At 59.5% G+C, this 26,470-nt stretch carries 22 protein-coding genes, 3 tRNA genes, 2 rRNA genes and 2 pseudogenes (1 of these 29 running past the window's edge); 13 read left to right on the top strand and 16 right to left on the bottom strand.

What is annotated here, in order from left to right:
* Nucleotides 1-14: 14 nt before the first annotated feature.
* Together RPE78_RS10955 and RPE78_RS10950 are read right to left on the bottom strand one after the other, a co-directional pair.
* Nucleotides 15-428, bottom strand: a complete 414-nt coding sequence (locus tag RPE78_RS10955; RefSeq protein WP_406720561.1) for a nuclear transport factor 2 family protein — start codon at nucleotides 426-428, stop codon at nucleotides 15-17.
* Nucleotides 429-456: 28 nt separating this feature from the next.
* Entirely contained in the window at nucleotides 457-1,491 is a 1,035-nt protein-coding gene (locus tag RPE78_RS10950; RefSeq protein WP_406720560.1) for a zinc-binding alcohol dehydrogenase family protein, read from the bottom strand.
* 78 nt (nucleotides 1,492-1,569) lie between these two features.
* Between RPE78_RS10950 and RPE78_RS10945 the strand changes: the two genes are divergently transcribed.
* Nucleotides 1,570-2,460, top strand: coding sequence for a LysR family transcriptional regulator (locus tag RPE78_RS10945; RefSeq protein ID WP_406720559.1), 891 nt, complete (start codon nucleotides 1,570-1,572; stop codon nucleotides 2,458-2,460).
* Nucleotides 2,461-3,089: 629 nt separating this feature from the next.
* On the opposite strand, the gene RPE78_RS10940 is transcribed toward RPE78_RS10945, so the two are convergent.
* Nucleotides 3,090-3,165 (bottom strand) — tRNA-Ile (locus RPE78_RS10940).
* Nucleotides 3,166-3,301: 136 nt separating this feature from the next.
* Here RPE78_RS10940 and purM point away from each other — a divergent pair.
* The 5 genes from purM (at nucleotide 3,302) to RPE78_RS10915 (ending at nucleotide 7,012) form a co-directional block, all read left to right on the top strand.
* Nucleotides 3,302-4,348, top strand: coding sequence for a phosphoribosylformylglycinamidine cyclo-ligase (gene purM / locus RPE78_RS10935; protein ID WP_406720558.1), 1,047 nt, complete (start codon nucleotides 3,302-3,304; stop codon nucleotides 4,346-4,348).
* A complete protein-coding gene (gene purN, locus RPE78_RS10930) occupies nucleotides 4,345-4,932 on the top strand; it encodes a phosphoribosylglycinamide formyltransferase (protein ID WP_406720557.1) in 588 nt (195 codons plus the stop codon). The genes purM and purN overlap by 4 nt, the downstream gene beginning before the upstream one ends.
* Before the next feature lie 229 nt (nucleotides 4,933-5,161).
* A complete protein-coding gene (locus RPE78_RS10925) occupies nucleotides 5,162-5,602 on the top strand; it encodes a hypothetical protein (protein ID WP_406720556.1) in 441 nt (146 codons plus the stop codon).
* 151 nt (nucleotides 5,603-5,753) lie between these two features.
* The gene (locus tag RPE78_RS10920; protein WP_406720555.1) at nucleotides 5,754-6,863 is read left to right on the top strand and encodes an NADH:flavin oxidoreductase; all 1,110 of its coding nucleotides are present in this window, start codon (nucleotides 5,754-5,756) and stop codon (nucleotides 6,861-6,863) included.
* Between the two features lie 75 nt (nucleotides 6,864-6,938).
* A tRNA-Gly gene (locus tag RPE78_RS10915) sits at nucleotides 6,939-7,012 on the top strand.
* Nucleotides 7,013-7,115: 103 nt separating this feature from the next.
* On the opposite strand, the gene RPE78_RS10910 is transcribed toward RPE78_RS10915, so the two are convergent.
* The 4 genes from RPE78_RS10910 to RPE78_RS10895 all read right to left on the bottom strand — a co-directional run bounded on the left by RPE78_RS10910 (nucleotide 7,116) and on the right by RPE78_RS10895 (nucleotide 9,568).
* Nucleotides 7,116-7,622, bottom strand: coding sequence for a DoxX family protein (locus RPE78_RS10910; RefSeq protein ID WP_406720554.1), 507 nt, complete (start codon nucleotides 7,620-7,622; stop codon nucleotides 7,116-7,118).
* Nucleotides 7,619-8,353, bottom strand: coding sequence for a putative DNA-binding domain-containing protein (locus tag RPE78_RS10905; RefSeq protein WP_406720553.1), 735 nt, complete (start codon nucleotides 8,351-8,353; stop codon nucleotides 7,619-7,621). The genes RPE78_RS10910 and RPE78_RS10905 overlap by 4 nt, the downstream gene beginning before the upstream one ends.
* Nucleotides 8,350-9,201, bottom strand: a complete 852-nt coding sequence (locus tag RPE78_RS10900; RefSeq protein ID WP_406720552.1) for a DUF692 domain-containing protein — start codon at nucleotides 9,199-9,201, stop codon at nucleotides 8,350-8,352. Before RPE78_RS10900 ends, RPE78_RS10905 begins: the two co-directional genes overlap by 4 nt.
* Nucleotides 9,202-9,262: 61 nt before the next feature.
* On the bottom strand, nucleotides 9,263-9,568 hold the full coding sequence (locus RPE78_RS10895) for a DUF2282 domain-containing protein (protein WP_339106989.1): 306 nt from the start codon (nucleotides 9,566-9,568) through the stop codon (nucleotides 9,263-9,265).
* Nucleotides 9,569-9,792: 224 nt separating this feature from the next.
* Here RPE78_RS10895 and RPE78_RS10890 point away from each other — a divergent pair, with 224 nt between their 5' ends.
* The 6 genes from RPE78_RS10890 (at nucleotide 9,793) to RPE78_RS10865 (ending at nucleotide 15,346) form a co-directional block, all read left to right on the top strand.
* Complete coding sequence (locus RPE78_RS10890; RefSeq protein WP_406720551.1) at nucleotides 9,793-10,347, top strand: sigma-70 family RNA polymerase sigma factor; 555 nt, start codon at nucleotides 9,793-9,795, stop codon at nucleotides 10,345-10,347.
* Nucleotides 10,329-10,931, top strand: a complete 603-nt coding sequence (locus RPE78_RS10885) for an NrsF family protein (protein WP_406720550.1) — start codon at nucleotides 10,329-10,331, stop codon at nucleotides 10,929-10,931. Before RPE78_RS10890 ends, RPE78_RS10885 begins: the two co-directional genes overlap by 19 nt.
* 544 nt (nucleotides 10,932-11,475) lie before the next feature.
* On the top strand, nucleotides 11,476-12,576 hold the full coding sequence (locus tag RPE78_RS10880; protein WP_339106986.1) for an extracellular solute-binding protein: 1,101 nt from the start codon (nucleotides 11,476-11,478) through the stop codon (nucleotides 12,574-12,576).
* Nucleotides 12,577-12,600: 24 nt separating this feature from the next.
* On the top strand, nucleotides 12,601-13,452 hold the full coding sequence (locus tag RPE78_RS10875; protein ID WP_339106985.1) for an ABC transporter permease: 852 nt from the start codon (nucleotides 12,601-12,603) through the stop codon (nucleotides 13,450-13,452).
* Nucleotides 13,449-14,294, top strand: a complete 846-nt coding sequence (locus tag RPE78_RS10870) for an ABC transporter permease (RefSeq protein WP_406720549.1) — start codon at nucleotides 13,449-13,451, stop codon at nucleotides 14,292-14,294. The genes RPE78_RS10875 and RPE78_RS10870 overlap by 4 nt, the downstream gene beginning before the upstream one ends.
* Before the next feature lie 11 nt (nucleotides 14,295-14,305).
* A complete protein-coding gene (locus RPE78_RS10865; protein WP_406720548.1) occupies nucleotides 14,306-15,346 on the top strand; it encodes an ABC transporter ATP-binding protein in 1,041 nt (346 codons plus the stop codon).
* 41 nt (nucleotides 15,347-15,387) lie between these two features.
* Here the strand turns inward: RPE78_RS10865 and RPE78_RS10860 are convergent.
* Together RPE78_RS10860 and RPE78_RS10855 are read right to left on the bottom strand one after the other, a co-directional pair.
* Nucleotides 15,388-16,842, bottom strand: a pseudogene (locus tag RPE78_RS10860) (DEAD/DEAH box helicase family protein); the annotation flags it as partial.
* 22 nt (nucleotides 16,843-16,864) lie between these two features.
* Nucleotides 16,865-17,212, bottom strand: coding sequence for a hypothetical protein (locus tag RPE78_RS10855; protein ID WP_406720547.1), 348 nt, complete (start codon nucleotides 17,210-17,212; stop codon nucleotides 16,865-16,867).
* A 13-nt stretch (nucleotides 17,213-17,225) separates the two neighbouring features.
* On the opposite strand from RPE78_RS10855, the pseudogene RPE78_RS10850 reads away from it, so the two are divergent.
* Nucleotides 17,226-17,411: pseudogene (locus tag RPE78_RS10850) on the top strand (transposase domain-containing protein); the annotation flags it as partial.
* 358 nt (nucleotides 17,412-17,769) lie between these two features.
* Here the strand turns inward: RPE78_RS10850 and RPE78_RS10845 are convergent.
* From RPE78_RS10845 to RPE78_RS10815, 7 genes are all read right to left on the bottom strand, one after another.
* Nucleotides 17,770-18,828 carry a DUF2169 domain-containing protein gene (locus tag RPE78_RS10845; protein ID WP_406720546.1) on the bottom strand — a complete coding sequence of 353 codons (1,059 nt, stop codon included), beginning with the start codon at nucleotides 18,826-18,828 and terminating at the stop codon, nucleotides 17,770-17,772.
* Nucleotides 18,829-18,834: 6 nt separating this feature from the next.
* The gene (locus RPE78_RS10840) at nucleotides 18,835-19,812 is read right to left on the bottom strand and encodes a hypothetical protein (RefSeq protein WP_406720545.1); all 978 of its coding nucleotides are present in this window, start codon (nucleotides 19,810-19,812) and stop codon (nucleotides 18,835-18,837) included.
* A gap of 16 nt (nucleotides 19,813-19,828) precedes the next feature.
* A complete protein-coding gene (locus RPE78_RS10835; protein WP_406720544.1) occupies nucleotides 19,829-21,259 on the bottom strand; it encodes a DUF4150 domain-containing protein in 1,431 nt (476 codons plus the stop codon).
* 9 nt (nucleotides 21,260-21,268) lie between these two features.
* Nucleotides 21,269-23,431: a type VI secretion system Vgr family protein gene (locus tag RPE78_RS10830; RefSeq protein WP_406720543.1), complete on the bottom strand. Its 2,163-nt coding sequence runs from the start codon at nucleotides 23,429-23,431 to the stop codon at nucleotides 21,269-21,271.
* 340 nt (nucleotides 23,432-23,771) lie between these two features.
* Nucleotides 23,772-23,848 (bottom strand) — tRNA-Met (locus RPE78_RS10825).
* A gap of 61 nt (nucleotides 23,849-23,909) precedes the next feature.
* Nucleotides 23,910-24,024, bottom strand: a 5S ribosomal RNA gene (rrf, locus tag RPE78_RS10820).
* A 72-nt stretch (nucleotides 24,025-24,096) separates the two neighbouring features.
* A 23S ribosomal RNA gene (locus RPE78_RS10815) occupies nucleotides 24,097-26,470 on the bottom strand; it runs 457 nt beyond the window's last position.

Here is a 26,470-nt window from a genome sequence, read left to right as displayed (position 1 = left end):
GGCGAATTTCTATCCTACTTCATTGCCTTGGCGAGGGCCTCTGTATCTTCATAGAAGTGATAGAGCGTTAGTTTGCCGTCCTCAACGGAGGTGATCAGAGCCCAATCGCTCACGAAGGGCTTGCCGGTGGCGCGGACGGTATGGGCCAGCGTCCCGTAAAGTGCGGCATGGTTGTCGTCGCCAAAGGCGGCCGTTATCTCAAAATCGCCCGGCTCAAGCGTTTCTCCGAAGCCACCGAAGAATGCGGCGGCGCCATCGTGGCCTGTAAATGTGCCATGCATGGCATTGTCGGAATTGCTGCGCGGGTTGGTCGAGATGAAAACGGCATCAGGCGCTGTCAGGGCCATCGCGGTTTCCATCGCTCCGGAGAAGATCGCGCCAAGGAAAGCTTGGGTGATTTCGACGGCGGTCTGTGCGGCATCGTTCATGGGAAAGTCCTTTCAGTCGGTGATTGGGTTAGAGATCGGAAGGAAAACCGGCGAGCACCAACTTGCCTATGGTGCGCTTGCCCTCAATGTGGCGATGCGCTGCAAGAAGAGTCTGTGCGGTAATCAGGCCGAGTTCTTGCGGCGCCGGTGGTGTCAGCCGCCCTGTGTCGATCAGGGTCGCAACCTTGGCGAGGATCTCGCCCTGTCGTGCGCGGTCGGGAGTGGCGAACATCGCGCGAGTGAACATGAACTCCCATGCAAGACTCGCGCTTTTCTGCATGAGCAGGTTCATGTCGGGCGGCGCATCGAAGGGTACGATGCAGCAGATACGGCCCTGAGGCGCAATAAGCTGTGCTAGTGTGGGGAAATGCCCATCGGGATCGGCGGCGAGCAGTATGAGATCCGGGGCGGGCAGGCCGCGAGTCACGATCTGCGCGGGCATGTCGGTGGAATGGTCAATCACGGCATCGGCGCCCAGAGACAGGCACCAGTCACGCGAAGCCTCGCGGGACGCCGTAGCGATGACGTTGAGGCCAGGCAGGAGCTTCGCGATCTGGATCGCCATCGAGCCAACCCCGCCCGCACCGCCCACCACGAGCAGCGTCTTGCCGAGCGGCACATCTGCCTCGCCGGGTTCCGGCAGAGCGAGCCTATCGAAGAGAGATTCCCAAACCGTCAGTGCCGTTAGCGGAATGGCGGCAGCTGAGGAGGCTGCAATTGTTTCGGGGCGTCTGGCAACGAGCGCGGCTTCGATCACATGCAACTCCGCATTGCCGCCCGGTCGCGTAAGATCGCCCGCATAGAACACCGCATCGCCGGGTACGAAACCGGCTGCATCGCGGCCCGCCTCGATCACCGTGCCCGCAACATCCCAGCCGAGTACCTGAAACTTGCCGTCATCGGCTTTGCGCATTCGCACCCGTGCGTCGGCAGGATTCACGCTAATGGCTTCGACGCGGACCAGCAGATCGCTCAGCCCCGGCTCCGGGACGGGAATTTCGTGGTCAATCAGCGCCTCAGGCGCGTTGGCAGGGAGAGCCTGCCACAGTCCGACGGCTTTCATGGATGTTCCCTTTCTCTTGTCTGAAAGGAAAGATAGGCTGATAATATGTCGACGTAAGAAGGAGAAATTTGGCATCGTATGGTCAAAAATGCACACAAGGCTCCGCTTTCTTGGGACGACTTACGCTTCTTTCTCGAACTTGTACGCGCAGGCAGCCTGATGGCAGCGGCAGCGCGTCTTTCTGTCGAACATTCTACGGTGGCGCGCCGCATTTCCGGGCTGGAAGCGGCGCTCGGCTTACGTCTTTTCGACAGGTTGCCGCGCGGCTGGCAGCCAACGAGCAACGCAACTCGGCTGATAGCGCGGGCGGAGGCGGTGGAACGTGAGATTTTGGCGCTTGGGCGCTCTGCTTCCAGCATAGATGAGCTGAAGGGCGAGGTTCGGATTTCTGCGCCGCCAGTACTTCTGGCGCTTCTGGTTGCTCCGGGTCTGGCTCGTCTTGGCGTTACGCATCCAGGCATTGTACCGATTATGATCGGTGCGCGCCGTGCCAGCGATCTCGATCGCGCCGAGGCGGACATTGCCCTGCGGCTTGGGCCGGTAAGCGGGCTGGATCTGATCGTCCGGAAGCTAGGAAATGTTCCTTACGGGCTGTACGGGCGTCAGGATCAGATTGAACGGCCCGCCGCAGAGCGTGTTTATATTGGCTTCGACGACAGTATGCCAGACCTGCCGCAGGCTGTCTGGCTCGAAGAGTACGTTCGGAAAGCGGGAGCGCGAATTGGAGTGCGAAGCAACGACATGGCGACGCTTCTCGAAAGCGCGCGGGCCGGCAATGGCATCGCGATGCTGCCGTGCTTCGCTGCGACAGAGCAGCCAGAGTTGACGGAGCTGCCTTGCAACGCTCCGTTCGAGGCGCGTCCGCTTCATCTGGTGATGCATCCAGACATCAGACGTGCACCGCGGGTGCGCCTGGTCGCGGACCGAGTCGCGGAGCATGTACGGCGGCAGCTTGATCAAAATCGCTAAATGGATGCTGTCCGCATCGAGGGGCGCTTATAGCTACCGCCTTGATCCAGCTGCGCAGCTTGGTTGCGATGAATTCGGGGCTGTAGCACGTCGGGAAGGCAATCAGATGTTCACGGCGCTGAGCCCCGAATGGCCGCTTTCATGTGTTTGACAATGTGCGTTCGCAGGCGCGGCGAATTCACACTTTCCGCCGATATTGTTGAAAAAGTCAGGCGGCACCGAATTCACATACCAAATGAGCCGTTTGGCGTGCCTGTAAATCTATATATAGTGCCTAAAATGCGCTACATCGGAGTTTTTCAACATTATCCGCCCTTATTGTCTGATCATGTCCAAGCTTGAGACGTGAGTCGGACCTTTGCAGAGAACTATCGGCCTGGATGCTTTTTGCGCGGAATGAATTCGACCCACAAAAGGCGCCCGCTTGATGTGACGCTGCATAGGCCCTGCGACTTCAGTTGCAGGTAGTTCGACGAGGCGTTTCAGAGAACGCCAAACAACCTGCATTGTTATTTTGGGATAGTGTGTCGACCAAGACACCCAAGTGTGTTGGATTTCCCAAATTGACTGCGGTTTGGTAGCTTTATGCTCCAAATCTGCACTCTTATGGTCCAACTACATAGTCAAGCTGGTAGGCCCGGAGGGATTTGAACCCCCAACCAAGGCGTTATGAGCGCCCTGCTCTAACCGTTGAGCTACAGGCCCACCATTGCGGCATTCATTATCACAGTCGCGGGCGGGGTCAAGAAATCTTGGTCCGATCATGCAGGCTGTGATTGCCGCGCGGGCTTGCATGCGCTAATGGCAGGGCAAAGAAATTTCCCAAGGAGCGCGGGGGCCCATGAGCGAAAAAACGAACGGTCTGACCTATGCCGATGCTGGCGTCGATATCGATGCGGGCAACGAACTGGTCGAACGCATCAAACCGGCGGCAAAGCGGACCGCGCGTTCGGGCACCGTCTCGGGCTTGGGCGGCTTTGGCGCTTTGTTCGACCTGAAGGCTGCAGGCTATAACGATCCGGTGCTGGTGGCCGCGACCGATGGCGTGGGCACCAAGCTGCGCATCGCGATTGACACCGGCAATGTCGATACGATCGGCATCGACCTTGTGGCCATGTGCGTGAACGACCTCGTGTGCCAAGGCGCCGAGCCTTTGTTCTTCTTGGATTATTTTGCAACCGGCAAGCTTGAGCTGGACCCTGCGACCCGCATCATCAACGGCATTGCCGAGGGCTGTGCGCAATCGGGTTGTGCGCTGATCGGCGGCGAGACCGCCGAGATGCCGGGCATGTATCACAAGGGTGATTTCGACCTTGCGGGCTTTGCCGTGGGCGCGATGGAGCGTGGCACCCTGCTGCCCGAGGGCGTTGAGGAAGGCGATATCCTGCTGGGTCTTGGCTCGAATGGGGTGCATTCCAACGGCTATTCCTTCGTGCGGAAGGTCGTCGAGATGTCCGGCCTTGGCTGGGATGCCGATTGCCCTTGGGCGGAAGGCACTCTGGGCGAGGCTCTGCTGGCGCCGACTCGCCTTTATGTGACCCAGTGCCTCAAGGCCTTCCGCGCAGGTGGCGTGCATGCGCTGGCCCATATCACCGGCGGTGGCCTGACCGAAAACCTGCCGCGCGTTCTGCCCGAGGGGCTGGGCGCCGAGATCGATCTGGACGCTTGGGAGCTGCCGGGCGTGTTCCGCTGGCTGGCCGAGACCGCCAAGATGGATGAACCGGAACTCCTGAAGACCTTCAACTCGGGCATCGGCATGATCGTCGTGGTGGCCAAAGACCGCGCAGAGGCGCTGACCGAACTGCTGCGCGCCGAGGGCGAGACCGTGACGCAGATCGGCACGATCACCTCTGGCAAGGGGGTTGCCTATAAGGGCAAGCTTCTGTGAAACGCGTCGCGATCCTGATTTCGGGGGGCGGGTCCAATATGGTCCGCCTTGTCGAGGCCATGCAGGCCGAAGGCTTTGCCGAGCCGGTGCTTGTGGCATCCAATGATGCGCAAGCGGGCGGTCTGCTGAAGGCGGCGGCTATGGGCGTGCCGACAGCGGCCATTGATCACCGTCCCTTCGGGCGGGACAGGGCCGCCTTTGAGGCCGAGCTTCTCAAGCCTATTCTGGCGTCCAAGCCCGATATCCTGTGTCTTGCAGGCTTCATGCGCGTGCTGACGCCCGAGTTTGTCGAGCATTTTGCGGGGCGGATGCTGAATATCCACCCCTCGCTTTTGCCGAAATATCCGGGGCTGCATACCCATCAGCGCGCGATCGAGGCGGGCGATACCGAAGCCGGTTGCACCGTGCACGAGGTAACGCCAGTTCTGGATGACGGCCCGATTTTGGGCCAGACCCGTGTGCCGGTGATCGCAGGCGATACCGCCGAGACACTGGCCGCGCGGGTGCTGGTGCAGGAGCACAAGCTATATCCTGCGGTGCTCAAGCGTTATGTCGCAGGTGACCGCAGCCTTCTGGAACTTTAATCGAAACCCGGCCTCTGGTCGGGTTTCTTCATAAAATCTTGCTATGACATTTAAGACAGATTTTCCCAGAAAGCGTGCCATTCCCCCCGATATCAGACGGGGCGTACAACGACATAGGACGCAGCCCGCATCAGGCCCCATTTCAGGCCCCGTGTCCGGCATCTGGCGGGCGCTTCGTTCGCTACTAACAACGGTGATGATGGGGCTCGGGGGGATTTCGGCCCTGCTCATGCTTGCGTTTCTCACCGTTGATGATCCAGAAATCCCGCGTTTCAGCGTAATGGCAGCCCTCGCGGTTATGTCTGCGGTGTTTCTGACCTCGGCCACGATCATGGCGCGGTCGGCAGCTTGGCGTGGCCGTGCGATGCCGGTATCGCATAGGCGAAACCGTTGGCTTCACTTTGGTGGTTTGAGTGCTGGGACGATCCTCAATGGTCTTGGGATTCCGATCATCGTGGGGGCTAAAGAGCTTGGTCCGTTCTGGGCCCCTCCGGTAACCGGCTTTGGCGTCTGTCTGCTTGTGGCGGATGTCGCGATCCTGTTCAGCTCTGTCCTGCTATCGCTCTATTTCCTCAGGTTTGGTGTGTGGCGCGGGGCAACCGCCTTTCTCTTCGGCTCGGTCATCGGCTGGGTCGGCGGAGCGATACAGGCGGAGCTATTCTTCCGCTAGGTTTCCCCTCGGGGCCACTTTGCACGTGCAGCATCGCGCAGGGACGCCGCGATATGTGCAGCCGCACGATCTTGTCTGCCAGTGCTTCGTTCATATCTGCCCAACAGACCGCAGCAAACGGCCTGATACGCGCCGACCGAGGAGTGACCCAATGACCAGTACCGACGTTCTTTTCCGCCCTTTCTCCATCAAGGGGCTCACGCTGAAAAACCGCATCGTGATGGCTCCGATGACACGGAATATGGCCCCCGCTGGCGTGCCCAATGCCGATAACGCGGCCTATTACGCGCGCCGCGCCGCCCATGATGTCGGGCTGATCCTGACCGAAGGCACGGTGATCGACCGCCCCGCATCGCGCAATCTCCCCGATATCCCGTTCTTTCATGGCAAGGAGGCCCTTGCAGGCTGGAAAGCGGTGGCCGATGCCGTGCATGAAAACGGCGGCAGGATCGCACCGCAGATCTGGCATACCGGCTCGACCCGCAGCGGCGATTGGGCACCGGAGGCCGAGGTCGAAAGCCCTTCGGCGCTGGTGGGCCCCGATGATCCGCGCGGGGTGGCAATGTCCGAGGCCGATATTCGAGCCACCATCGACGCCTTCGGCAAGGCTGCAGGGGATGCCAAGGCCAACGGGTTCGACACCGTCGAGATCCACGGCGCGCATGGCTACCTGATCGACCAGTTCTTCTGGGCCGCAACGAATAAGCGGACCGATGCTTGGGGGGGCGCGACCCTGCCGGAACGGTCCCGCTTTGCGGTCGAGGTGGTCAAGGCTGTCCGTGCCGCGGTCGGCCCCGATTTTCCGGTGATCTTGCGCCTGAGCCAGTGGAAGCAACAGGATTACGCCGCCAAACTGGCCAAAACGCCCGCCGAGATGGAGGCATGGTTAATGCCACTCAAGGAGGCGGGCGTCGATATCTTCCACTGCTCGCAGCGCCGTTTCTGGGAACCGGAATTCCCCGAAATCGATGGCGCGCAGGGCCTGAACTTTGCCGGTTGGGCCAAGAAAATCACCGGTGCCCCGACGATCTCTGTCGGTTCGGTCGGGCTGTCGGGCGAATTTCTTGCCGCCTTCGGGGGCGAGGGATCGCATGTCACGTCACTCGACAATCTGCTGGAGCGCATGTCCAAAGACGAGTTCGACCTGATTGCGGTGGGCCGCGCCCTGTTGTCGGACCCGCAATGGGTGACCAAGGTCAAGCAAGGCCGCATGGACGAGCTGAAGGGCTTTGATGCGAAAGACCTCGCGACGCTGTCGTAACGAAAATCGGTGCGTCAGGTGTTTTGTGCGCTTGACGCGCCAGACCGGAGCAAGTATCTGTGCGCCCACATCTTCGCGGGTGTAGTTCAATGGTAGAACGGCAGCTTCCCAAGCTGCATACGAGGGTTCGATTCCCTTCACCCGCTCCAATCCCCCCCTTCCCTTCCTGTGATCCATCGGCTCCGGCATAGCTGGCCTGTTGCGACGTCTCGGGCGTGATGCCGTGCACGCAGCCGAAGTCTCGGCCCTTGCTTACCGGACCCTGGCGCGCGATATCCAGCGGTCCAGCGACAGATATCCCCCACCCGAGAGCACAAGCCCCGCCAGAAGCCCCACCCAGAGGGCGCGGTGATCAAGCACCCCATCCGAAAAACGGTCGAACCATGCGCCGAGCGTATCGGCCGTGACACCGTGGCCGAAGATATCGGTCAGCGTCATCACCAGAATGAAGCCGATCATGGCCAGCGCCGAAAGGCGTGTGGCCAACCCCGCCACCAGCAGCGCGGGAAGCACAAGCTCTGCCACACTTCCCGCAAGCACCACTGGCAGGGCATAGAATGGCAGGGCCGCACTATCATAGCCCACAGCCTCCATCTGGCGGGGGAAGATCTGCACGAAAGCCCCCGCAGACACACCCGGCCCGTCGAATTTGGTCAGGGCGGAAGACCAGAAATATCCTGCCAGCACGGCGGCAAAGACCACCCGCCCCGAAAGGCCGGATAGGGCCAGAAGACGTTCGGACGTATTCGGTTTCGTCATCGCACAGCTTCCTTTCCGGACCAAAGCAGCGCCCCCATTTCCAATAGTCCCGAGAGCACCTCCTGCGGTGCGGAAAGGGCCGCCAAAGCCTGCTCCGGTGTCGCCCCTGCCCGCAAAGCCGTCACACATTGCGCGGTGCCTTCGGCTGCGGCACAGATCCGCACGGCTTCGCTGGGCCGCGTGACAAGCACCTCTCCGGCAGGCGCATGGGCCAGATCGGGCCTGTCGCTGTTCTGGGCCCAGATCGCAAGGGCCGGAAACCGCGTCTTGACCAGCGCGACCGCCGGATGCAGGCCCAGCCCTGCCAAAGCGGCCTCGGGGCGACGCCGGAGTTCTGCCAGATCCAGCGGCGACGCATCTGCGGCATGGGCCACGTGACGCAAGGCCAGTTCGATACGCGCCACCTCGGGCAGATAGGGCAGATGGGCAACCGGCCCGAACCCTGCAAGCCAATCGGGAAAGGCCAGCCCATACCCTGCAAGAACCGGCGTATCCGGCGGATGCAGAACGACAAATTCCCGCGCCATCGCCAGAAAGAACCGCGTGCCCAACAACCGGTCTATCACCGGAAACCCCGCACGCAGGGCCTCTGTCAACGCAACGGTGACGTTATTGCGATATACGGCCATACGGCGCAGCGCCTCTTGCGGTGTGTGACGGCTGTTCGGCCCTGCGGCCAGTACCCCCCCTGCGGACAGTGCCGCATGCGCGAAATCCGCCTGAAAGCTCATGCCAGCACCTGCGGCATGTCCAAAATCGCCGCCGCCCGTGCCGCCTCGGCCTCGAGGGTCGGGAAATCGGGCACATGATTATCCCATTCGATCAGGGTCGGGCATGGCCCGATACGTGCGATCACCCGCTCATACAAAGCCCAGACCGGCTCTGCGACCGGCCTGCCATGCGTGTCGATCAATAGCGGCGCGCCCTCCGAGGGATCGGCCTCATGACCGGCCAGATGGATTTCCCCCACGCATTCCAGCGGATAGCTATCGATATAGGCGTCAATCGATAGCCCCAGATTCACGCAGGAAACAAACACGTTATTCACATCCAGAAGCATGCCGCAGCCGGTACGCTCGGCAATCGCCCGCAAGAAATCCGTCTCGCGCATGCGGCTTTCGGCAAGGCTCAGATAGCTGGACGGATTTTCCAGCAGCATCCGCCGACCAAGGCTTTGCTGGACCTGATCGATATGGGCACAGATCCGCTCAAGGCTGGCCTCCGTATAGGGCAAGGGCAGCAGATCGCTCAGATAGGCCCCCTGATGTGTGGACCACGCAAGATGCTCGGAAAACTGTGCAGGCCGCACCCAGTCGATCAATGCGCGCAACCGCGCCAGATGGGTCCGGTCCAGCGGGTCTTCCCCACCGATCGACAAGCCGACCCCATGCAGGGAAAGCGGAAACCGCGTTGCCAGATCCGCCAGCATCGCACGGCGCGGACCGCCCTCGACCATATAGTTCTCGGCATGCACCTCAAGCCAGCGCACGGCCCCCGGCCTGTCAAGTGCCGCGTAATGTTGCGATTTGAAACCGATCCCTGCTGCTGCGGGAAGCGTTGAAACTCCAGAAACCGTCATAGGACACCTCTGCCAGTCAGAAAAACCGGCGCGCGACCGGTGATCGCGCGCCAGAGGGCCGTTACATCTTGGGCAGATCGCGCTCGAGCGGGGTCAGCGAGCCCATACGCGCGGTGCCATCTGCCATAGCGGGCAAATCGACCTTCATGCAGGTTCCTGCGGGCACCAGCGACCACGCATTGCCCTGATAATCCACCTTCGAGGTGCCGGCACAGGTGGTGCCCGGCCCTGCGGCACAGCCATTTTCACCGGCCATTGCCACGCCGTAGCATTTCTCCTGCCCTGCGGCATGGGCCGGAAGCGCAAGGCTGGCAAGGCTTGCGGTCAGAATAGAGGCCAGAGCAAAGGCGGGTTTGGATTGCGACATCTGAAAACTCCTGAATGGGTTGGGCAGATCACGGTGTCTGCATCAGGGTCTTCGTGCGCCGGAGGCAGAATGTTACACGGATCCCGCAGGCTCGCGTTTCTGTGATCAGGTTGCCGGAAACATCCCCACATGGTCCGGCAGCGTGATCCCCACCCGAAAACCGAAAAGATGTTTTTTTACGGATCTGCCTGTAACATCGCGTCCGGAGTGCCCGTATACAGATCATGACCAACGCGGATTTCGAAATCGAGACATTGATGCGGCAGGGGCTTGCAGGAGATCGCAAGGCCTATTCTGCCTGCCTGTCAAAACTTGTTCCGCGCATGCGGGCCATGGCACATACGGATCTTCCCCCTGCCCTACGTCATATGGCGGAAGATGTCGTTCAGGAAGCGCTGCTGGCGATCCATCTCAAACGCGGCAGCTGGGACCAGACACGCGCACTGCTCCCTTGGGTGCGCATCATCGTCAAACGCAAGGCAATCGATATGTTGCGCAGCCGGCCAAGGGCCAGCCACGAACCGATCGAAGACCACGAGAACCTGCAGGGCCAGACCGCCGATCCGCTGGAAGCGCTGCATCTGGAACAGGCGCTGGAACGGCTGCCCCATCGCGACGCCTCGCTCTTGCGCGATCACGCGTTCGGTTCGGAAGAGCCCGAAAGCATCGCGCAGAAATTCGGCCTGAGCCCCGGTGCCATGCGTGTGGCCCTGCATCGGGCCTTGCAACGGCTGGCCGAGGCCGCAAGAAAGGAAGAGGAATGGAAACCGAGAACCTGATCAAAGCTCTGGCCGCCGATGCGACCGCGCCAGTGACCCCACATCTCTGGCGACGCCTGTTTCTCGGGGTGATGGCCTCGGGGCTTTTGATGGCGATATTCTGGGGGCCGCGTTCGGGCTGGTCCGAGGCGATCCTTGCACCGGAGGTCGCGCTGAAACAGCTGCTGCCACTGGGATTGTCGGGGGTGCTGCTCTGGTCTTTGGCCAAACCACTGGAAGCGCGCCGTCGCCCGCTTGCCGGTGCTGTGCTTTTGCTGAGCCTCTGCGCGGGCCTGTGGGGCATCGCGCTCTATGAAGGAGGCAATCTCTGGGGGCGCACATGGTGGCAATGCCTGTTGTCGATCCCTGCTCTGGCACTGCCGATCGGCGGGGTCCTTTTTGCGGGGCTCCGGCACCGGATCGAATATGACAGCACCCGCAGCGGCTTTGTCGCAGGGCTGCTGGCGGGCGCTTTGGCGGCATCGGTCTACGCGATCCATTGCGATGATGACGGGCCCGCATTCTACCTTCTCTGGTATACCGCTGCCATCCTTGCCTGCGGCCTCGCCGGTCGCCTTGCAGGCCGACGCCTGCTCTATCCCTGACGCTCTCCGATACCGCGCGTTCATTGGTCGCAAGACGACCGTCCTTCCGCCCCCCTCCCTTAACAGCGCCCTGCTGACAGACCGCCAACCGTCTGCCCCGCGCGCCTCCCCTGTGGCAAAGCGTGGGGCAGACAGAGCCGGATTTCGGGCTCTGTGAATATCGGGACGCCGGACTGTCCGGTCGCGAGCAACAGTGTCCCAAATGAAAGGCGCATTTTTTTCGTGTTTGCGCTGATTGGCGCCCACAAATCCGCCACCCTGCAAGAATTTCATATTAAAGTTATGATATAATTGGGAAAAATCACACACCACCCCAAACCGGCACATTGAAATCCTTCTGTTTATTCAAACTTCGCCCACCACACAGGCGCAATTTTTCGCATGTTGCGGCGAAAGCAGGCGGCGTGTTTAATTGTTGTATCATGAGGAAACTTTTGTTTGAAAAGGTGCGGTTTTATTAAACCCGTTCCCTCTCTAGTTCATGGTCCTGTCAAGGCCGCTTCGTGCGTATGCCGCTCCCCTTGGACATGATTAGGAGATCGCAATGACCTACAAACTCAACCGCCGTAAGCTCTTGCTTGCCGGTGCCGGTATTGCCACGACGCTTGCCGCACCCGCCATCGTGCGTGCGGCAGGGAGCCAGAATTTCACCGGCAAGACGCTCAATCTGCTGACATGGTCTGACAATACCGGACTGGCCGTGCTCGACCTGATTGCGAAACCGTTCGAAGAGATGACGGGCGCCAAGGTCATCGCGGACCGGACGGGCAGCACCTCGGAAATGGTGGCCAAACTGCGCGCCACCGGATCAAAACCGGTCTATGACGTCATTACACTGGCCGGGGTCGGCGCGATCACGCTGGCCGATGACGGGCTGCTGGCAAAGCCGGACCTCAACAAGCTGCCCAACCTGCAGGATGTCGATCCGCGCTTCCGCACCGGCGCCGATGGTCACGGGATCGGCTATCTGCTGTGGACCGGCGGGCTGATCTATAACACCAAGACCTTCAAGTCCCCCCCGAAGAGCTATGCCGAGATGTGGGAAGCATCCCACGCCGGACGTGTTTTCCTGCCGCCATCGACCTGGACCGACGCGCTCGACACAATCGTCGCGACCGAAAAGATGCTCGGAGCCAAGATCGCCGATGTCGCCCATGCCGATGCGGCCTTCAAGAAGCTCTCGGATCTGCGCCCCAATCTGCTGACCTTCGGCGAGAACCCGACGCAAATCTCGGAACTGTTCTATGCCGATGCGCTGGATCTTGGCGGTGTCTACGCCCCTGCCTTCTTCGCGAATGAACTGAAAGACCCCGCCAGTTCCAATATGGGCGCGACCTATGACCTGGACGAAGGGTTCTATGCCGATCTGATGTACACGATCATGCCCAAGGTGAAACCGGGCGATGACGAGGTCGTGCACGCCTTCCTTAACTTCACGTTGGACCCCAATGTGCAGGGCCAACTGGCCGAAGCCGTTCTGAACGGTCCGGTCAACACCAAGGCTGTGATGTCGGAAGCGGCCAAGGCCAGCCCCTTCATCATCAAGCCCGAACAGCTGGGCCAGAACGCCGTGGTCGAGGACAAGAACTTCATGGCGCAAGTGCGTGAGGACTGGATCAAGAACTACACACGGGCGTTGGCGTGACGCTTCGGGACAGGTGACGGCACTATGACTTCACGACTGGACTACAAGCCTGCGGTGCTGCTGAGCACACCTGCCTTGGTGGCGATCATGCCGTTTCTGGCGGCCTGCCTCTACGTCCTGCGCTTCTCGTTCTCGGCCGACGAATCGTCCATCGCCGGGTTTTCGGTCAGCTCCTATCAGGCGCTGGCCGATACGTATTTCCTGTCGGCGCTGGGGCTGACCCTGAAACTGGCCGTGTTCAGCACCGTTCTGGTTCTGGTTCTTGCCGTGCCGCTGGCATTTTTGCTGGCGACCACCCGCAGCCCCTTTCTGCGCCGGATGCTGACAGTGGCGATCCTGCTGCCGATGATCCTGAACCTGCTGATCCAGGCCTATGGGTGGATCATCCTGCTTGGGCCTACCGGTGTTCTCAATACCGTGCTCCGGTCCACGGGGCTCATCACACGTCCGCTTTTCCTGCTGTTCAATGAAACAGGTGTGCTGATCGGGCTGGTGCAAACGGCCCTGCCCTTGGCGGTCTTTCCGATCCTGAGCGCGACCCGTGCGGTTTCGCGCGAATGTCTGGAAGCGGCCGCATCACTTGGGGCCGGACATTGGCGGACATTGTTCGATATCACCCTGCCGGTGCTACGCCCCGGCCTTATCGGTGCCGCCTCCATCGTGTTCGCCTTCAACGCGTCGGCCTTTGCGATCCCGCTGCTGCTGGGCGGTCGTCGGGTGCAGATGCTTGGCGTTGTGATCCGCGACATGATCTCGCCGATGTTCAACTGGTCCTCGGCGGCGGCGGCGGGCGTCGTCCTGATCGCGATCACCACTCTGGCGCTGGTTCTGGCAAGCTGGGCGACCAACCGATCCGCCAAAAAGGAGGTGCGATGATGCGCGTGGGGCTAATTCCGGATGAAAAGGGCGGCACCTACCGTCTGGCGATGCTGGCGCTGTCCTGTCTGGGCCTGCTGATCGCGGCCCTGCCTGTGGTGATTGTGGTCATCATGTCTTTTGCCGGATCCAACCGGCCAAGCTTCCCCCCCAGCTCCTACTCGCTGCGCTGGTATGGCGACGTGCTGCACATGCTGACGACAGCGGATGCGAATGGCGGACAATCGGTCGCCCGGGCATTGCAAACCAGCCTGATCGTCGCCTTCGCGGTGATGGTCATTTCGGCCGCCGTCTGCGTGCCTCTTTCGTATGCGATGGCCCGTGGTCCGGCGCGTCTGCGTCAAACGCTCGAAATCCTGTTCACGCTGCCGCTGGTGTTTCCGCTGGTGATGCTGGGGATCGCATTTTTGCTCATGGCCGAAGGCATGAAGCTGGATCTGGGTCTGTGGCGGCTGATCATTCCGCATGTGACGCTGGTTCTGCCCTTCGTGATGCGCAACTGTCAAAGCGCAATGGCGGGCATCGACCCAGAGGTCGAAGAAGCGGCACGTTCGCTTGGGGCCCCCCCCTGGCGCGGATTTCTCGATGTGGTCGTGCCGATGATGCGCCCCGGCATCCTCGCCGGACTGATCTTTGCGCTGATCATCTCGTTCAACGAGTTCACCATCACCTTCTTCATGTACACGATCGACGTCAATACGCTGCCGATCTGGATGTACAGCCGCACCGTGTCGTCGCTTGACCCGTCGGTGCTGGCACTTTCCGTCTTTATTATCCTTGCCGATAGCGCGCTGATCATCCTGACCGACAAGATCGTGGCCGGCAAGGCCAGCCTGTTCTGAAAGGAACCGTGATGTCCGATACCCATCTTCATATCAACGGGGTCAACAAGTTCTTTGGCCAGACACAGGCATTGACCGATATCGACCTGAAAGTCGCGCGGGGCGAATTTGTCTGTCTGCTTGGCCCCTCGGGCTGTGGCAAGACGACACTGTTGCGCATCATCGCCGGGTTCGAGGGCGCGTCATCCGGCAGCCTGCAGCTGGACGGAACCGACATCTCGGCGCTCAGCCCCGACAAGCGCGGCTTCGGCATGGTCTTCCAGTCGCTGGCACTGTTCCCGCATATGAGCGTGGCCGACAACATCGCCTATGGCCTGAAGCTGCGCAAAGCGAGCCGGGCCGAACGCCGGTCACGGGTGGAGGAATTGCTGAACGTGATCCAGCTGCCCCATATCGCCGACCGTCCCGTCTCGGCACTTTCGGGCGGGCAGCGCCAGCGTGTCGCCATCGCGCGGGCACTGGCCGTGCGGCCCAAACTGTTCCTGCTTGACGAGCCGCTTTCCGCGCTTGATGCCAAGCTGCGCGATGCGATGCAGGTGGAACTGCGCCAACTCCAGCGTCAGTTCGGGGTCACCACGATCCTTGTGACACATGATCAGACCGAGGCCATGATGCTGGCGGACAACTTGGTGGTGATGAAAGATGGCGTCATCCGCCAATCCGGAAATCCGAGCAAAGTCTATCGGCGACCGGCTGATCCGTTCGTCGCGGATTTTCTGGGCTCGGCCAATATTCTCGACGGTCAGGTCCTCGGAGACGGCGTCTTGCGCCTGATGGGGCATGATCTGGCCGTTCCCGCGCCCTTCCTGCGTGGCAGCAAGGTGCGGGTTGCACTGAGATCCGAAGACATCACTCTACGTCCGGAAACCGGCGGCGTCCTGACCGGCACCGTCGAATTCGTCCGGGATCTCGGATCGCAGACGGAATGGATCATCGCGTCCGGCGGCGACACCCTGCGCGTCAGAACCGGCCGCGAGATTGGTGCGGTTCCCATAGGACAAAAAATCGGCCTCGACTTCTCTGCCGACGCCTTGTCGGTGTTTCCTGCCTGAAGAGAGAAGACTTCACCTATTCGCACTGCAGCGTCGACCGAACGGTGCGCCTCATCGATGACAATCAGGTCGAAATGACCGGGGCCGAAGCGCTTCTCGCCGCCCTTCGTCTCTTCGATCAGCCCCATCATCGTCGGATAGGTCAACAGACACACCCGCGCACCGGCATGATCGTTCTTCTTGCTGTCATGCTTCTCGATCAGATGCTTCTTGAATGCCTCATTCGCCTGCCGCACCAGCGCAACCCGATCCGCCAGAAACAGCACGCGCTTCACGCGGTTGGCCCGCATCAGCTGGTCGATCAGCGCAATCACCGTCCGCGTCTTGCCGCTGCCGGTTGCCATGACCAGAAGCGCGCGGCGCTGCTTGTCGCGTTCGATCGCTTCGCCCACGCGGCGGATCGCCCGCTGCTGGTAATGGCGCCCCGCAATATCAGGGTCCACATCCACCGTCGCCAGCGCCCGCACATTCTCGCGCCGCTGCAACAGAAGCTGTAGCTCGTCCTTCTTCAGAAAGCCCGAGATCCGCCGCGGCGGATAGGCCAGATCATCCCAGATCCAATGCTCATAGCCATTGCTGGTGAAAATGACCGGCCGCCGTCCGTAACGCGCCTCGAGGCAATCCGCATAAAGCTTCGCCTGTTGCTGGCCGTTACGGCTGTCCTTCTTGCTGCGCTTGGCCTCGACCAATGCCAGCGGCTTACCATCATCGCCCCAGAGCACATAATCGACATAGCCCTCGCCGCTCTGGCTCGGCATGCCCGTCACCGGAAATTCACGGTCGCGGTCCTGATCCAGCGCCCAACCTGCCTCATGCAACAACAGGTCGATGAACTTGTCGCGGGTCTCGGCCTCGCCATAATCATGGTCATCCTGCACAGCGCTATTGGCCTTGCGCAGCGCCAACACCTCGGCCCGCACCTTCGCCAGCTCGGCATCAAGCGCGGCGCGCCCCTCTTCCGAATCCTGCAGCGCCTTTTCGGCCTCATCCGCCCGCTTCCGCTCGGCCTTGATCTTCTCCTCGACCTTCTTGATCTCGGCCACAGTGCTGGCCGTAATGGTCAGGGATTTTTGCAGCTTGCCGGCGTCAAAGCGCAGCGCCGGATCGGGGCGCGTGGTCTTGGCATAGGTCCGCGCCAGCCAGTAGCAGACATGGAACAGCTCGCGCACCGTGGCGCTGGCATCATGCGCGGTCAGCGGCTTGCCGCTATCATGCGCCGCGCGATTGCCCTGATCCTTGATATAGCGCGCCTTCACGGTGATCGCGGGGCCGGTCAGCGTGGTCAGGCTTGGCTCGGCGATCATCGCGGCCAATGTCTCGGTATAGACTTTGCGCAGCGCGGGATCGCGGCGATAGAGCCATTTAAGCGCCATTTCCAGCGTCGGCCTTGCCCAGAAACACGCCCCGCGCGGATCAGACAGCGCATGGGTCTCGGCCTTGCGGGCCGCCTGCAGCAGTTCGGGAAAATCACTCTCGAGAAAGGCGAATTGGGACATCAGCGCACCTATTGTAATGCGATCACTTTAAATCAGGAAATGCGGTTTGGAAGGCCTGTTTAGCTTCGGCCCATTTTGCGGAGCCGTCGTCCGAGAGCGCCCATTTGCAGCCCACGCTGTTCATCACCTCATAACCGCCCGCCTTCATCCCGTCGCAAAGCAGCTTTTCCATCACCGCGACCTGATTGCGGAACGGGATATGCTGCGCCATCAGCGTGGCGCGATCCGCACCGTCGATATGGATCTCGGGATAGATCGGCCCATGCGAATAGAGCTCGAACCTTAGACAGTCTTCGGGGCGCAGGCCACGGGCCGCCAGTTGTCGCCGCAGGGCATTCTGGGTTCTGGCTTTGCCCAGATGCTGACCCATGCGGCTACTGTGAACCTGTAAGCTGAACGGTCTCGAACCCTACGCTTATCTGCAATGGGTGTTCGAAAAGCTTCGGGCCAAGACCCCATTGGCGGATTACCATAAGCTGCTACCTTGGAACTGTCCGCTCGAGCGATATACCAATGATGCAGAAGAGCCCAAGTCTGAAGAGGCGGATGAGGATGCTGCTAACCCATAGATTTTGATTGCGTTATCGTTCTGACAGGGAAGACGAATAGCGACGGCTGGAGGCTGTCGCTCGGCCTCTAAATTCTCGGATGAAAAAATTTTTGGCACCAATGAAGCCGCGGTTGAAGACCGCCGGTCAGCGGGTGATTGGCACGGACGTGGCGCTCCAGATCGAAATCGTAAAACAGCTGCGCCGGTGCTTCTTGCCTGCCCATCATGCCGAAATCCTCCCCTCCTCTCATAGTCGAGTGGAACGAAAGACTTCCGGCAGCGCAACAAAGACTTTTTCAACAGCATGGGCGGATTCCGGACCTTCGCTGCGTGCGGGACCAGCGTCCGCTTTTGAATGGCTTCCACCAGCCACTTGATCATCCCGCGACACGAAGCCCTTCAAGCGCCGCGATTGGCAAACCCATCTTTGTGACCTCTGCGAGAGTTCCTAGCTCAAGGTCAATGCGCCAGAACTGCGGGCAGATCGGTGCCCAGCATCGCCATGTCAGGTCGAAACGCACCCCATCCCGCAAGTCAAGATGTAGCCCGTCGAGGTGTAGCCTTGCCATAACCTCTCGCCCGTCGGCAAAGGAGAATTTGGCGAAGGGCGCGAGATCGGGCAGCACCAGATCCAAGGCCGCTCCATCCGGCAAAAGCCCATAGGCCTGAAGCCTGTCTCCGGGGCTCAGGTAGCCTGCAACCTGCAAGGTCTCGGGCGCCAGCTGATAGAAGCGATAGTCGAAATCCTTTGGCAGAAGAGGGTGTTGATCCTCTTCCCACGCCTTGTCATAGGTGCCCGCAAAACGCTGTCTCCCCTGCCACCAGGGTGCCATTGGCCCGAACCCCTGAGGCTCAGTGGCGCGCGTTGGATCGCTGCTTATCGGGCAGGTCTCGGAGTAGATCTGCGGGGCTGCGATCTTCAGCTTCTCTGAGGTATATTCGGGATGGATCACCCCCGCGCCGATCGGATTGCACGGGTCGACAGCGCCATCGGGTTCGCCAATCAGCCGCCCGCCCGAGGCGAGGCGCCAGTCAAGCGGCACCTGCTGGATCGGCTCGGGGCGGCTACGGGTCCAGCCACTGTCGTAAAACCACTCCGAAGGGCCGCAGGCGCGCAGATGCGCCTCCGCCTTACCAACCACTCGTAGACCAGCGCGCAGTTCAGCCGCGGGTTCGGGCGCTTGGATATGGCCCAAGACAGTAATGTCGGCGGCAGGTTTGAACGGTATCAGATCCGAGGCGCGCAGCATGGGCGTGCGATGCGGGTCGCCCTCGGATTCATCGGCCAGAACCAGCTCCTGCTGGCCCGCATAGAAGACCTGACCGTCACGCATTTCTAGCCGCGCGCGGGCGGCCACAACGGCCATACGCGCGCCATCGGGCTTCCATTGTTCAAAGCCGATGGCCGCGAAGGGTGTGTTATTGTCGTGGAGCATTCCGGATCACCAAGGCACTTCGATCCGCGTCCAGCTTTCCCCGTCGAACATGGCAAAGCCGTTCATGCCTTGCATCCAGAGTTTGTCATCATGGACGTCGAAGGAATAAATAAGGAAGCGTTGATCGCCTACGAAGGGGTTGAGTTGGACCAGCCTTCCATCTTCTAGGACGTACAGCCCCTCAATTGCAGATGAAAGGTAGGTCTTACCCTTGTAGGACTGGACCGCATCAAATTCCGGAGATCCCTCAAAAGGCCGGATGTCCTTGAACCCTTCTTTCGGGTGACCGAGCCAGATTTCACCATTGCTTCCCAGAACTAGAAAATTTCCATCTGATGCCGAAACCGCTCCGGTCAAGAATCCCCCAGACAGAGTCGCTTCTTCCCAGATACGACTATCACTTGAATACAGGTATGTGGGCTCATAGTCGCGACTACCGGCCGCGAGAATTTCGCCTGCTTTACTAACAACCAGTGAGTCAAGCATAAGTGTTGGGGCTTTCTCTTCATAACGATGGAGTTCAGCCCAAGATGAAACTGAATCCCGAACAGCGATTAAACCCTTCGATCCAGAAACGAACAATTTTCCGTCGCTGACTGTCGCTGTGTTCGTCTGGCACGAGGCCCATTCTGTCGGATCATCGTTTTCAGGAGCAACGCCAGGTATGCGCTCAACCCGCATCAACCCGTCGCGCAGCATAAGAATATAGCCGTCATCTGTCAGAAGGACAGCGTCCGCTCCCTCGGGGAGTGCACGCCCCGAGAGTAACGCGGTTGGTAATCGCATATCTAGGTCAAGCTGCATGATGCCTGCACCAAAACGATCATCACGGATCAGCAGTTTGTCTTCGGTGTCGCTTGGTTCGGCGCCTTCCGGCCGCACAACAGCGTAATACCGATCAGGCGAATAAATATAACCGAGCTGCTGTTTCAGGGGCTCCGGCTCTTCTGAAGCCTTGAATGGTCTAAGATTGGATGGCTGCATGTTTAACTCCTATAAATTATTGGGGAGGGAACCAACTGTCGCGCAGCTTCTGTTCGGCAGCACTTCCAGGTATGCGTTTTACACGTCCTAGTAGTTCTTTACCGCGCTCACCTAAAGAGTCCTTGAATTTCTTCAATATTTTATCGATTTCTTTGTCACAGTTCAGCCCATGCCGTTTCAATAGCTTCTTTAGTTCGTCAGCGCTTATGTCAGCCAAGTCAAACAGGTTGGCCGTTTTACCTATTTCTTTCAGCCTATCATTGATATTCTTATGAAGGATTCGATGCTGTTTACTACGTATGCAAATTGCCTCGCCTTCACCAATTGTCGGAGCCCCGTTCGGCCTTTCAAGCGATTTCCTACCGCCAATCCTGAAGAACATATCCTGAATGATATGGTGTGATTGATAGCCTTCAGGACACTGCTTTTCCGAATGCTTGTGGAAATTGCACGGGTTTCCGCCCCCAGGTTTCTTATTCCCTTGAGCAACGCTTACGTTTTCTTCCGTTCGCTGCGATTCCACTTTTGGTGCGACCTGCGGTTGGGGGGCCGTGGCAACCTCCGCTTCCAGCCAAGGTGGATCAATTTCATACGGAGCATTTAGGTTCAGGAAAGGCGTTAGCCCGCCTCCTTTTTGCTGCTGCGCATTTCGACCTGCAGCTCTCGAAACCCCGATAGTTGCAGCTCCGACAGCTGCAGATCCGGTTGCCGCTGGCGCAGAGAGTTCCGGATTGGCCGCAGCAGCTAGCTCGAGCCTCTTGAAGATCCGTCGCATCAGGCTTTCGCGAACGATCCGGTTCGGTTCAGAATTCGTATTTGCCGCCGGCGTCGATGGTGCCGGTATATTCGTTTTCGGCGTGCTGTCAGGCGCGACATATGGGATATCCGGCATAACGGTAGCGGCTTGGGCCACCCGATAGCTGCCCTCTGGTAATCCCTCTTGCTCGGCACCTTTCATGCCCGCCCAGATCGCATCGACATAGGTGTCTTTGAGCGCGTTCGGGGCTTCCAGCTCGGGATTCTGCGCCAGCTTCACCGCCGGTGTCGGCTCGAATGTTTCGCTGGATTTGACGTAAGTTAGCTTGCCCACGGTGTTGCGCTTGTTCATCCACCATTCGTCTGTGTGGCGCACCGCCCATTTGCCCTCGATCCGCACGGTGCCCGAATGGGTCTTGGGCTCGCAGATCGACCCCACCGTGCCCGATTTCACGCCCGTACCAGTGCCCGGTGCATCGCCTGTGCAGCAGGTCGTCATCGACCCCATGTTATGCGCGCGCTGGCTGGTATAGCGCACCGTGGTGGCCGTATTGGCGTCATCGCCCTGTTTGGAGGTGATCGAATAGGGGATCGGCACCATGCTGGAGCCGACCGGCGTTTTGCAGACATCGGGGGTGCAGGAGACGATCAGCCCCTCCGAGGTATCGCGGCTGCCTTCCTTCGGGATCATCGCGCCACCTCAGTTGATATCGACGATCTTGCCATTGATCTGCACATGGCCCGAGGCGGTGAAGTTGAACTTCGTCCCGATGATCGTGACATTGCCCGCGCTATCCATCACGAATTTGGAATTGCCGCAGTTGATGATGAATTCCTCGCCCACATTGACCGTCATCGTATGGCCGACCGAGGTGTTCTTATAGGCGCCGATCTGTTCAGTACGCGCGAGCCCAACCGTGTCCGAGCGGAACTTCTCGACCGTTGTCGTCAGGATGCCGCCGATGGGCATGACGGTGGACAGAAGATCCGAGAGGGTGGCTGCATGGCTGGCCTGCTCAAGCCCGCCGACGCTCGTGTGATTGCCCGCCGCATCAAAGCCGCTGCGTGCGCTATTGGTGGCCGTCTCGATCAGCGCGCCAGAGGCGGCGACGGCAGCCACAAAGCCCGAAATCGCCGTGCTGCCGATCGCTTCGGACCCCGCCAGCGCATCCGCGCCCCCTGCGGCAGTCACTGCACCGACCGCTCCGAACAGCCCGCCAAGGCTGCCGCCCACGGTCAGGTTCATCGACCCGCCGATGGTCTCTTGGTGGTTGTTTCCGGTAGAGACCAGTTTGTTATTGCCCACGCTGTCGATCGAGCTTTCCTCGACGCGGGCTGCGCGATGGTTGAGGATATGGCTCGTCTGGTCCTTCTGGGCGTGAAAGAACATCAGCTCTTTGCTGGTGGCATCCTCGAAGGAAATCTCGTTATGGCCGCTGGACTTATGGCTATCAGAGCGTAGGACGGATTTGGTTTTATGCTCGGGTAGGTCATAGGGGCGGTCCTTGGCCCCATTATAGACACAGCCCGTGACCAGCGGCTTGTCGGGGTCGCCGTCGAGGAACTCGACCACGACCTCCATGCCGATCCGCGGGATGACCATGCCGCCCCAGCCGTTGCCGGCCCAGCTTTGTGACACACGGCAGCGCATGGAATAATCGGCATCCAGATCCCAGTGGAACTGCACCAGAATGCGGCCGTATTCGTCGCAATCGATCTCGCCATCGCCCACAACTACCGCCGTCTGCGGGCCCTTCACATCGGCGCGCGGGGTCTTCAGTTCGGGCACCAGAGGCGCGGAAGATGGCATCAGAATGTAGCGCCCCGAATAGGCATAGCCATCGCCCTCGGTCCCGCCCGAGCCGTAATTATCCGAAGTATAAGAATGGCTTGCCGAGAGGCAGATATATTCCGCGCCAGTCCCCGGAACGGTGTCGCCCGCCAGATCGACCCGCGTGCCACCGCGCAGGGTGATGATGTCGCCCACCGCTTCATAGCGGCGATCCTGCCCACGCTCGCCCTGCGTGCGCAGCTGCGCCACAACGCGCCCACGCGATTGCGCCAGATAATCGCCGGGCCAGTCGAAGCTCTCGATCTGCCCCTGAGCATACTCGGCATCGCCGATCTGATCGGTCTCCATCGCGGCATTCGGGGTCTTGAAGTTGTAATCCGTCAGGCGGATCGCGCCGGTGGTGATGCGCCGCGCCGGATGCCAGTCCCAGAAATGCGCGAAATCGGCCTGATGGTGGCCATCGTCGGGCTTGAAGGGCACGGCGCCGATGGTCGCATGGGCCTCGACGGCATCGGAAAGCACCATCTCATGCGCGCCTTCGGAATGGGTGAAATGATAGCTGATGCCGTGGCGCTCCATCATCCGCGTGGCGAAAGCCATATCGGATTCGCGGTATTGCACGGTATATTCCAGCTCGGGGTAGTCATTCGCCAGATTGACCGTCAGCTTGCCCGCATCCGAGTAGCTTCCCAAAAGCTCGGTCAGGATCTCGACCACGGTTTTATTATGGAAGATCCGCTGGTTGCGGCGGAGGCTAGCCAAGAAGAACCACGGCTGAAGGCGTAGCCGATACTTGTGGCCGTTGTCGCCGGTGCCCAGCCAACGGGCCTCGGTCACGATCCCGTCGAAATACTGGTCACTCCCCTCGCGGGTGACAAGCGCAACGCTTGCATGCGTCCCGATCAGCGCGTCGAAATCGACATCCGCCGAGGAGGCCAGACAGTCCACCTGATAGTCGAACAGAGCGTTGATATGGTCGGTCCCGTCAAACCGCTGCAGCACCAGAACATCCGTGCCAAGAACCGTGGTGAGCCGCCCCATACGGGCATCCTGCGAGAAAAATACAGACATAATAAGAGCCAGTGATGAAATAGATGTACGATACGTTACGCACAACCATGACTATCGCAAGACACATGACGTTGATTTAGCGGTTGGAGGCTGGCTAAAGTAGAAATCCGGCGAATTCATGCCGCGCCTAAAGCGGACACTCGTGGGGCCTTGTAGGAACGGCCGCAACGGGCCGAAAGTTTCACATCTTTCAGCATTTCTTATTGGCGCGTAGCGCCAAGATAGCCCCTCAGGACAATAGAGAAAAGTCCCGCCAAAAGGGAATAAAGCCCCTTTAGGAGGGTTCAGATGCAACGCTTACTCCTTAGGGAGGCTTTGCGGCTGATTGGTAAGATTTCATTGGTTGCGGGAGTAGGATTTGAACCTACGACCTTCAGGTTATGAGCCTGACGAGCTACCGGGCTGCTCCATCCCGCGTTATTTTGTGTCTGATTTGGGGGGTGTTATCGTTATAGAGATGAATGACGCTCTTTATTAGGTTTGGCGGTGACCTACTCTCCCACGTCTTGAGACGCAGTACCATTGGCGTGTTGGCCCTTAACGGCCGGGTTCGGAATGGGACCGGGTGTATAGCCAGCGCTATGACCACCAAACCGAATAAAGAGCGTCCAAGTCAAATTGTATGCATGATTTTGATCTGCAGGAGTGTCTGTCTACTACTGGATCAAATCAAGCCAATCGGGCAATTAGTACTGGTCAACTGAATGCATTGCTGCACTTACATCTCCAGCCTATCGACGTGGTGGTCTTCCACGGCCCTCAAGGGATACCTAGTTTTGAAGGGGGCTTCCCGCTTAGATGCTTTCAGCGGTTATCCTGTCCGGACATAGCTACCCAGCACTACCGTTGGCACGATAACTGGTCCACCAGTGGTCCGTTCACCCCGGTCCTCTCGTACTAGGGGCAACTCTTCTCAAGTATCCTACACCCACGGCAGATAGGGACCGAACTGTCTCACGACGTTCTAAACCCAGCTCACGTACCTCTTTAAACGGCGAACAGCCGTACCCTTGGGACCTGCTCCAGCCCCAGGATGAGATGAGCCGACATCGAGGTGCCAAACGGTGCCGTCGATATGGACTCTTGGGCACCATCAGCCTGTTATCCCCAGAGTACCTTTTATCCGTTGAGCGATGGCCCTCCCACTTGGGACCACCGGATCACTATGGCCGACTTTCGTCTCTGCTCGACTTGTCAGTCTCGCAGTCAGGCAGGCTTTTGCCATTGCACTCAACGACCGATTTCCGACCGGTCTGAGCCCACCTTCGCGCGCCTCCGTTACTCTTTGGGAGGCGACCGCCCCAGTCAAACTACCCGCCACACAGGGTCCCGGATCCGGATAACGGACCGCGGTTAGACATCAAGAGTGCGAAGGGTGGTATCTCAAGGATGCCTCCACCGGAACTGGCGTTCTGGTTTCAAAGGCTACCACCTATCCTGCACATCACAATCCTGATGCCAGTGTGAAGCTGTAGTAAAGGTTCATGGGGTCTTTCCGTCTAACCGCGGGTAGTGTGCATCTTGACACACAGTTCAATTTCGCTGAGTCCACGTTTGAGACAGCGGGGAGATCGTTACGCCATTCGTGCAGGTCGGAACTTACCCGACAAGGAATTTCGCTACCTTAGGACCGTTATAGTTACGGCCGCCGTTTACCGGGGCTTCAATTCAGAGCTTGCACCCCTCCTTTTAACCTTCCGGCACCGGGCAGGCGTCAGACTGTATACGTCGCCTTACGGCTTCGCACAGCCCTGTGTTTTAAGTAAACAGTCGCCACCCCCTAGTTTGTGCCCCCCACCACTAGTTGCCTAGCGATGGGGCCTCCTTCTCGCGAACTTACGGAGGCATTTTGCCGAGTTCCTTAAACGTGGTTCTCTCAAGCGCCTTGGTATTCTCTACCAGTCCACCTGTGTCGGTTTCGGGTACGGTCTTATAGAGAGGCTATTTCCAGGGACCTGTAGGCTGCCCACACAATCCGATAAGTGTGAACAACGGTTCAGATCCGTCACCATCTCACGGCCCAGGAATATTAACCTGGTTCCCATCGACTACGCCTTTCGGCCTCGCCTTAGGGGCCGGCTTACCCTGCTCAGATTAGCTTTAAGCAGGAACCCTTGGACTTTCGGCGACAGGGTCTCTCACCCTGTTTGTCGCTACTCATGTCAACATTCTCACTTCTGATCACTCCACCGGATGCCTTACAGCCCGGCTTCACAGTCAGAACATTGCCTCCAATGTATCCGAGGATACTAAGGAGGCAGCGTTCTATATCACAGAACGCTCCGCTACCACGCACTTCACAGTGCATCCAAAGCTTCGGCTCGTGGCTTGAGCCCCGTTACATCTTCGCCGCAGGACCTCTTGACTAGACCAGTGAGCTGTTACGCTATCTTTAAAGGATGGCTGCTTCTAAGCCAACCTCCTGGTTGTTTTGGAAGTCCCACATGCTTTCCCACTTAGCCACGAATTGGGGGCCTTAGCTGTTGGTCAGGGTTGTTTCCCTCTCCACGACGGACGTTAGCACCCGCCGTGTGTCTGCCGATCAGTTCTTCCCGGTATTCGGAGTTTGCTTAGACTCAGTAAGGCTGTGGGCCCCCATCATCCATGCAGTGCTCTACCCCCGGGAGAATACAATCGACGCGCTACCTAAATAGCTTTCGCGGAGAACCAGCTATCTCCGAGTTTGATTGGCCTTTCACCCCTAGCCACACGTCATCCGGACCCTTTTCAACGGGTGTCGGTTCGGACCTCCAGTTGGTGTTACCCAACCTTCATCCTGCACATGGCTAGATCACTCGGTTTCGGGTCTGATCCCACGAACTCGTCGCCCTTTTAAGACTCGCTTTCGCTGCGCCTACACCTATCGGCTTAAGCTTGCTCGTAAGACCAAGTCGTTGACCCATTATACAAAAGGTACGCCGTCAGAGCTCGAGGCTCCTCCGACTGCTTGTAGGCGTCCGGTTTCAGAAACTGTTTCACTCCCCTCGTCGGGGTGCTTTTCACCTTTCCCTCACGGTACTGGTTCGCTATCGGTCAGTA

This window comes from Thioclava litoralis (assembly GCF_045278885.1).
Lineage (GTDB): Bacteria > Pseudomonadota > Alphaproteobacteria > Rhodobacterales > Rhodobacteraceae > Thioclava > Thioclava litoralis.
Note: the sequence above shows the minus strand (reverse complement) of the source record. Positions and strands in the feature narration are given on the sequence as shown.

Excerpts from the sequence above, each read along its gene's own strand:
- RPE78_RS10955 (WP_406720561.1), bottom strand. The coding sequence starts at position 428 with ATGAACGATGCCGCACAGACCGCCGTCGAAATCACCCAAGCTTTCCTT.
- RPE78_RS10950 (WP_406720560.1), bottom strand. The coding sequence starts at position 1,491 with ATGAAAGCCGTCGGACTGTGGCAGGCTCTCCCTGCCAACGCGCCTGAG.
- RPE78_RS10945 (WP_406720559.1), top strand. The coding sequence starts at position 1,570 with ATGGTCAAAAATGCACACAAGGCTCCGCTTTCTTGGGACGACTTACGC.
- purM (WP_406720558.1), top strand. The coding sequence starts at position 3,302 with ATGAGCGAAAAAACGAACGGTCTGACCTATGCCGATGCTGGCGTCGAT.
- RPE78_RS10925 (WP_406720556.1), top strand. The coding sequence starts at position 5,162 with ATGCTTGCGTTTCTCACCGTTGATGATCCAGAAATCCCGCGTTTCAGC.
- RPE78_RS10920 (WP_406720555.1), top strand. The coding sequence starts at position 5,754 with ATGACCAGTACCGACGTTCTTTTCCGCCCTTTCTCCATCAAGGGGCTC.
- RPE78_RS10910 (WP_406720554.1), bottom strand. The coding sequence starts at position 7,622 with ATGACGAAACCGAATACGTCCGAACGTCTTCTGGCCCTATCCGGCCTT.
- RPE78_RS10905 (WP_406720553.1), bottom strand. The coding sequence starts at position 8,353 with ATGAGCTTTCAGGCGGATTTCGCGCATGCGGCACTGTCCGCAGGGGGG.
- RPE78_RS10900 (WP_406720552.1), bottom strand. The coding sequence starts at position 9,201 with ATGACGGTTTCTGGAGTTTCAACGCTTCCCGCAGCAGCAGGGATCGGT.
- RPE78_RS10895 (WP_339106989.1), bottom strand. The coding sequence starts at position 9,568 with ATGTCGCAATCCAAACCCGCCTTTGCTCTGGCCTCTATTCTGACCGCA.
- RPE78_RS10890 (WP_406720551.1), top strand. The coding sequence starts at position 9,793 with ATGACCAACGCGGATTTCGAAATCGAGACATTGATGCGGCAGGGGCTT.
- RPE78_RS10885 (WP_406720550.1), top strand. The coding sequence starts at position 10,329 with ATGGAAACCGAGAACCTGATCAAAGCTCTGGCCGCCGATGCGACCGCG.
- RPE78_RS10880 (WP_339106986.1), top strand. The coding sequence starts at position 11,476 with ATGACCTACAAACTCAACCGCCGTAAGCTCTTGCTTGCCGGTGCCGGT.
- RPE78_RS10875 (WP_339106985.1), top strand. The coding sequence starts at position 12,601 with ATGACTTCACGACTGGACTACAAGCCTGCGGTGCTGCTGAGCACACCT.
- RPE78_RS10870 (WP_406720549.1), top strand. The coding sequence starts at position 13,449 with ATGATGCGCGTGGGGCTAATTCCGGATGAAAAGGGCGGCACCTACCGT.
- RPE78_RS10865 (WP_406720548.1), top strand. The coding sequence starts at position 14,306 with ATGTCCGATACCCATCTTCATATCAACGGGGTCAACAAGTTCTTTGGC.
- RPE78_RS10855 (WP_406720547.1), bottom strand. The coding sequence starts at position 17,212 with ATGGGTCAGCATCTGGGCAAAGCCAGAACCCAGAATGCCCTGCGGCGA.
- RPE78_RS10845 (WP_406720546.1), bottom strand. The coding sequence starts at position 18,828 with ATGCTCCACGACAATAACACACCCTTCGCGGCCATCGGCTTTGAACAA.
- RPE78_RS10840 (WP_406720545.1), bottom strand. The coding sequence starts at position 19,812 with ATGCAGCCATCCAATCTTAGACCATTCAAGGCTTCAGAAGAGCCGGAG.
- RPE78_RS10835 (WP_406720544.1), bottom strand. The coding sequence starts at position 21,259 with ATGATCCCGAAGGAAGGCAGCCGCGATACCTCGGAGGGGCTGATCGTC.
- RPE78_RS10830 (WP_406720543.1), bottom strand. The coding sequence starts at position 23,431 with ATGTCTGTATTTTTCTCGCAGGATGCCCGTATGGGGCGGCTCACCACG.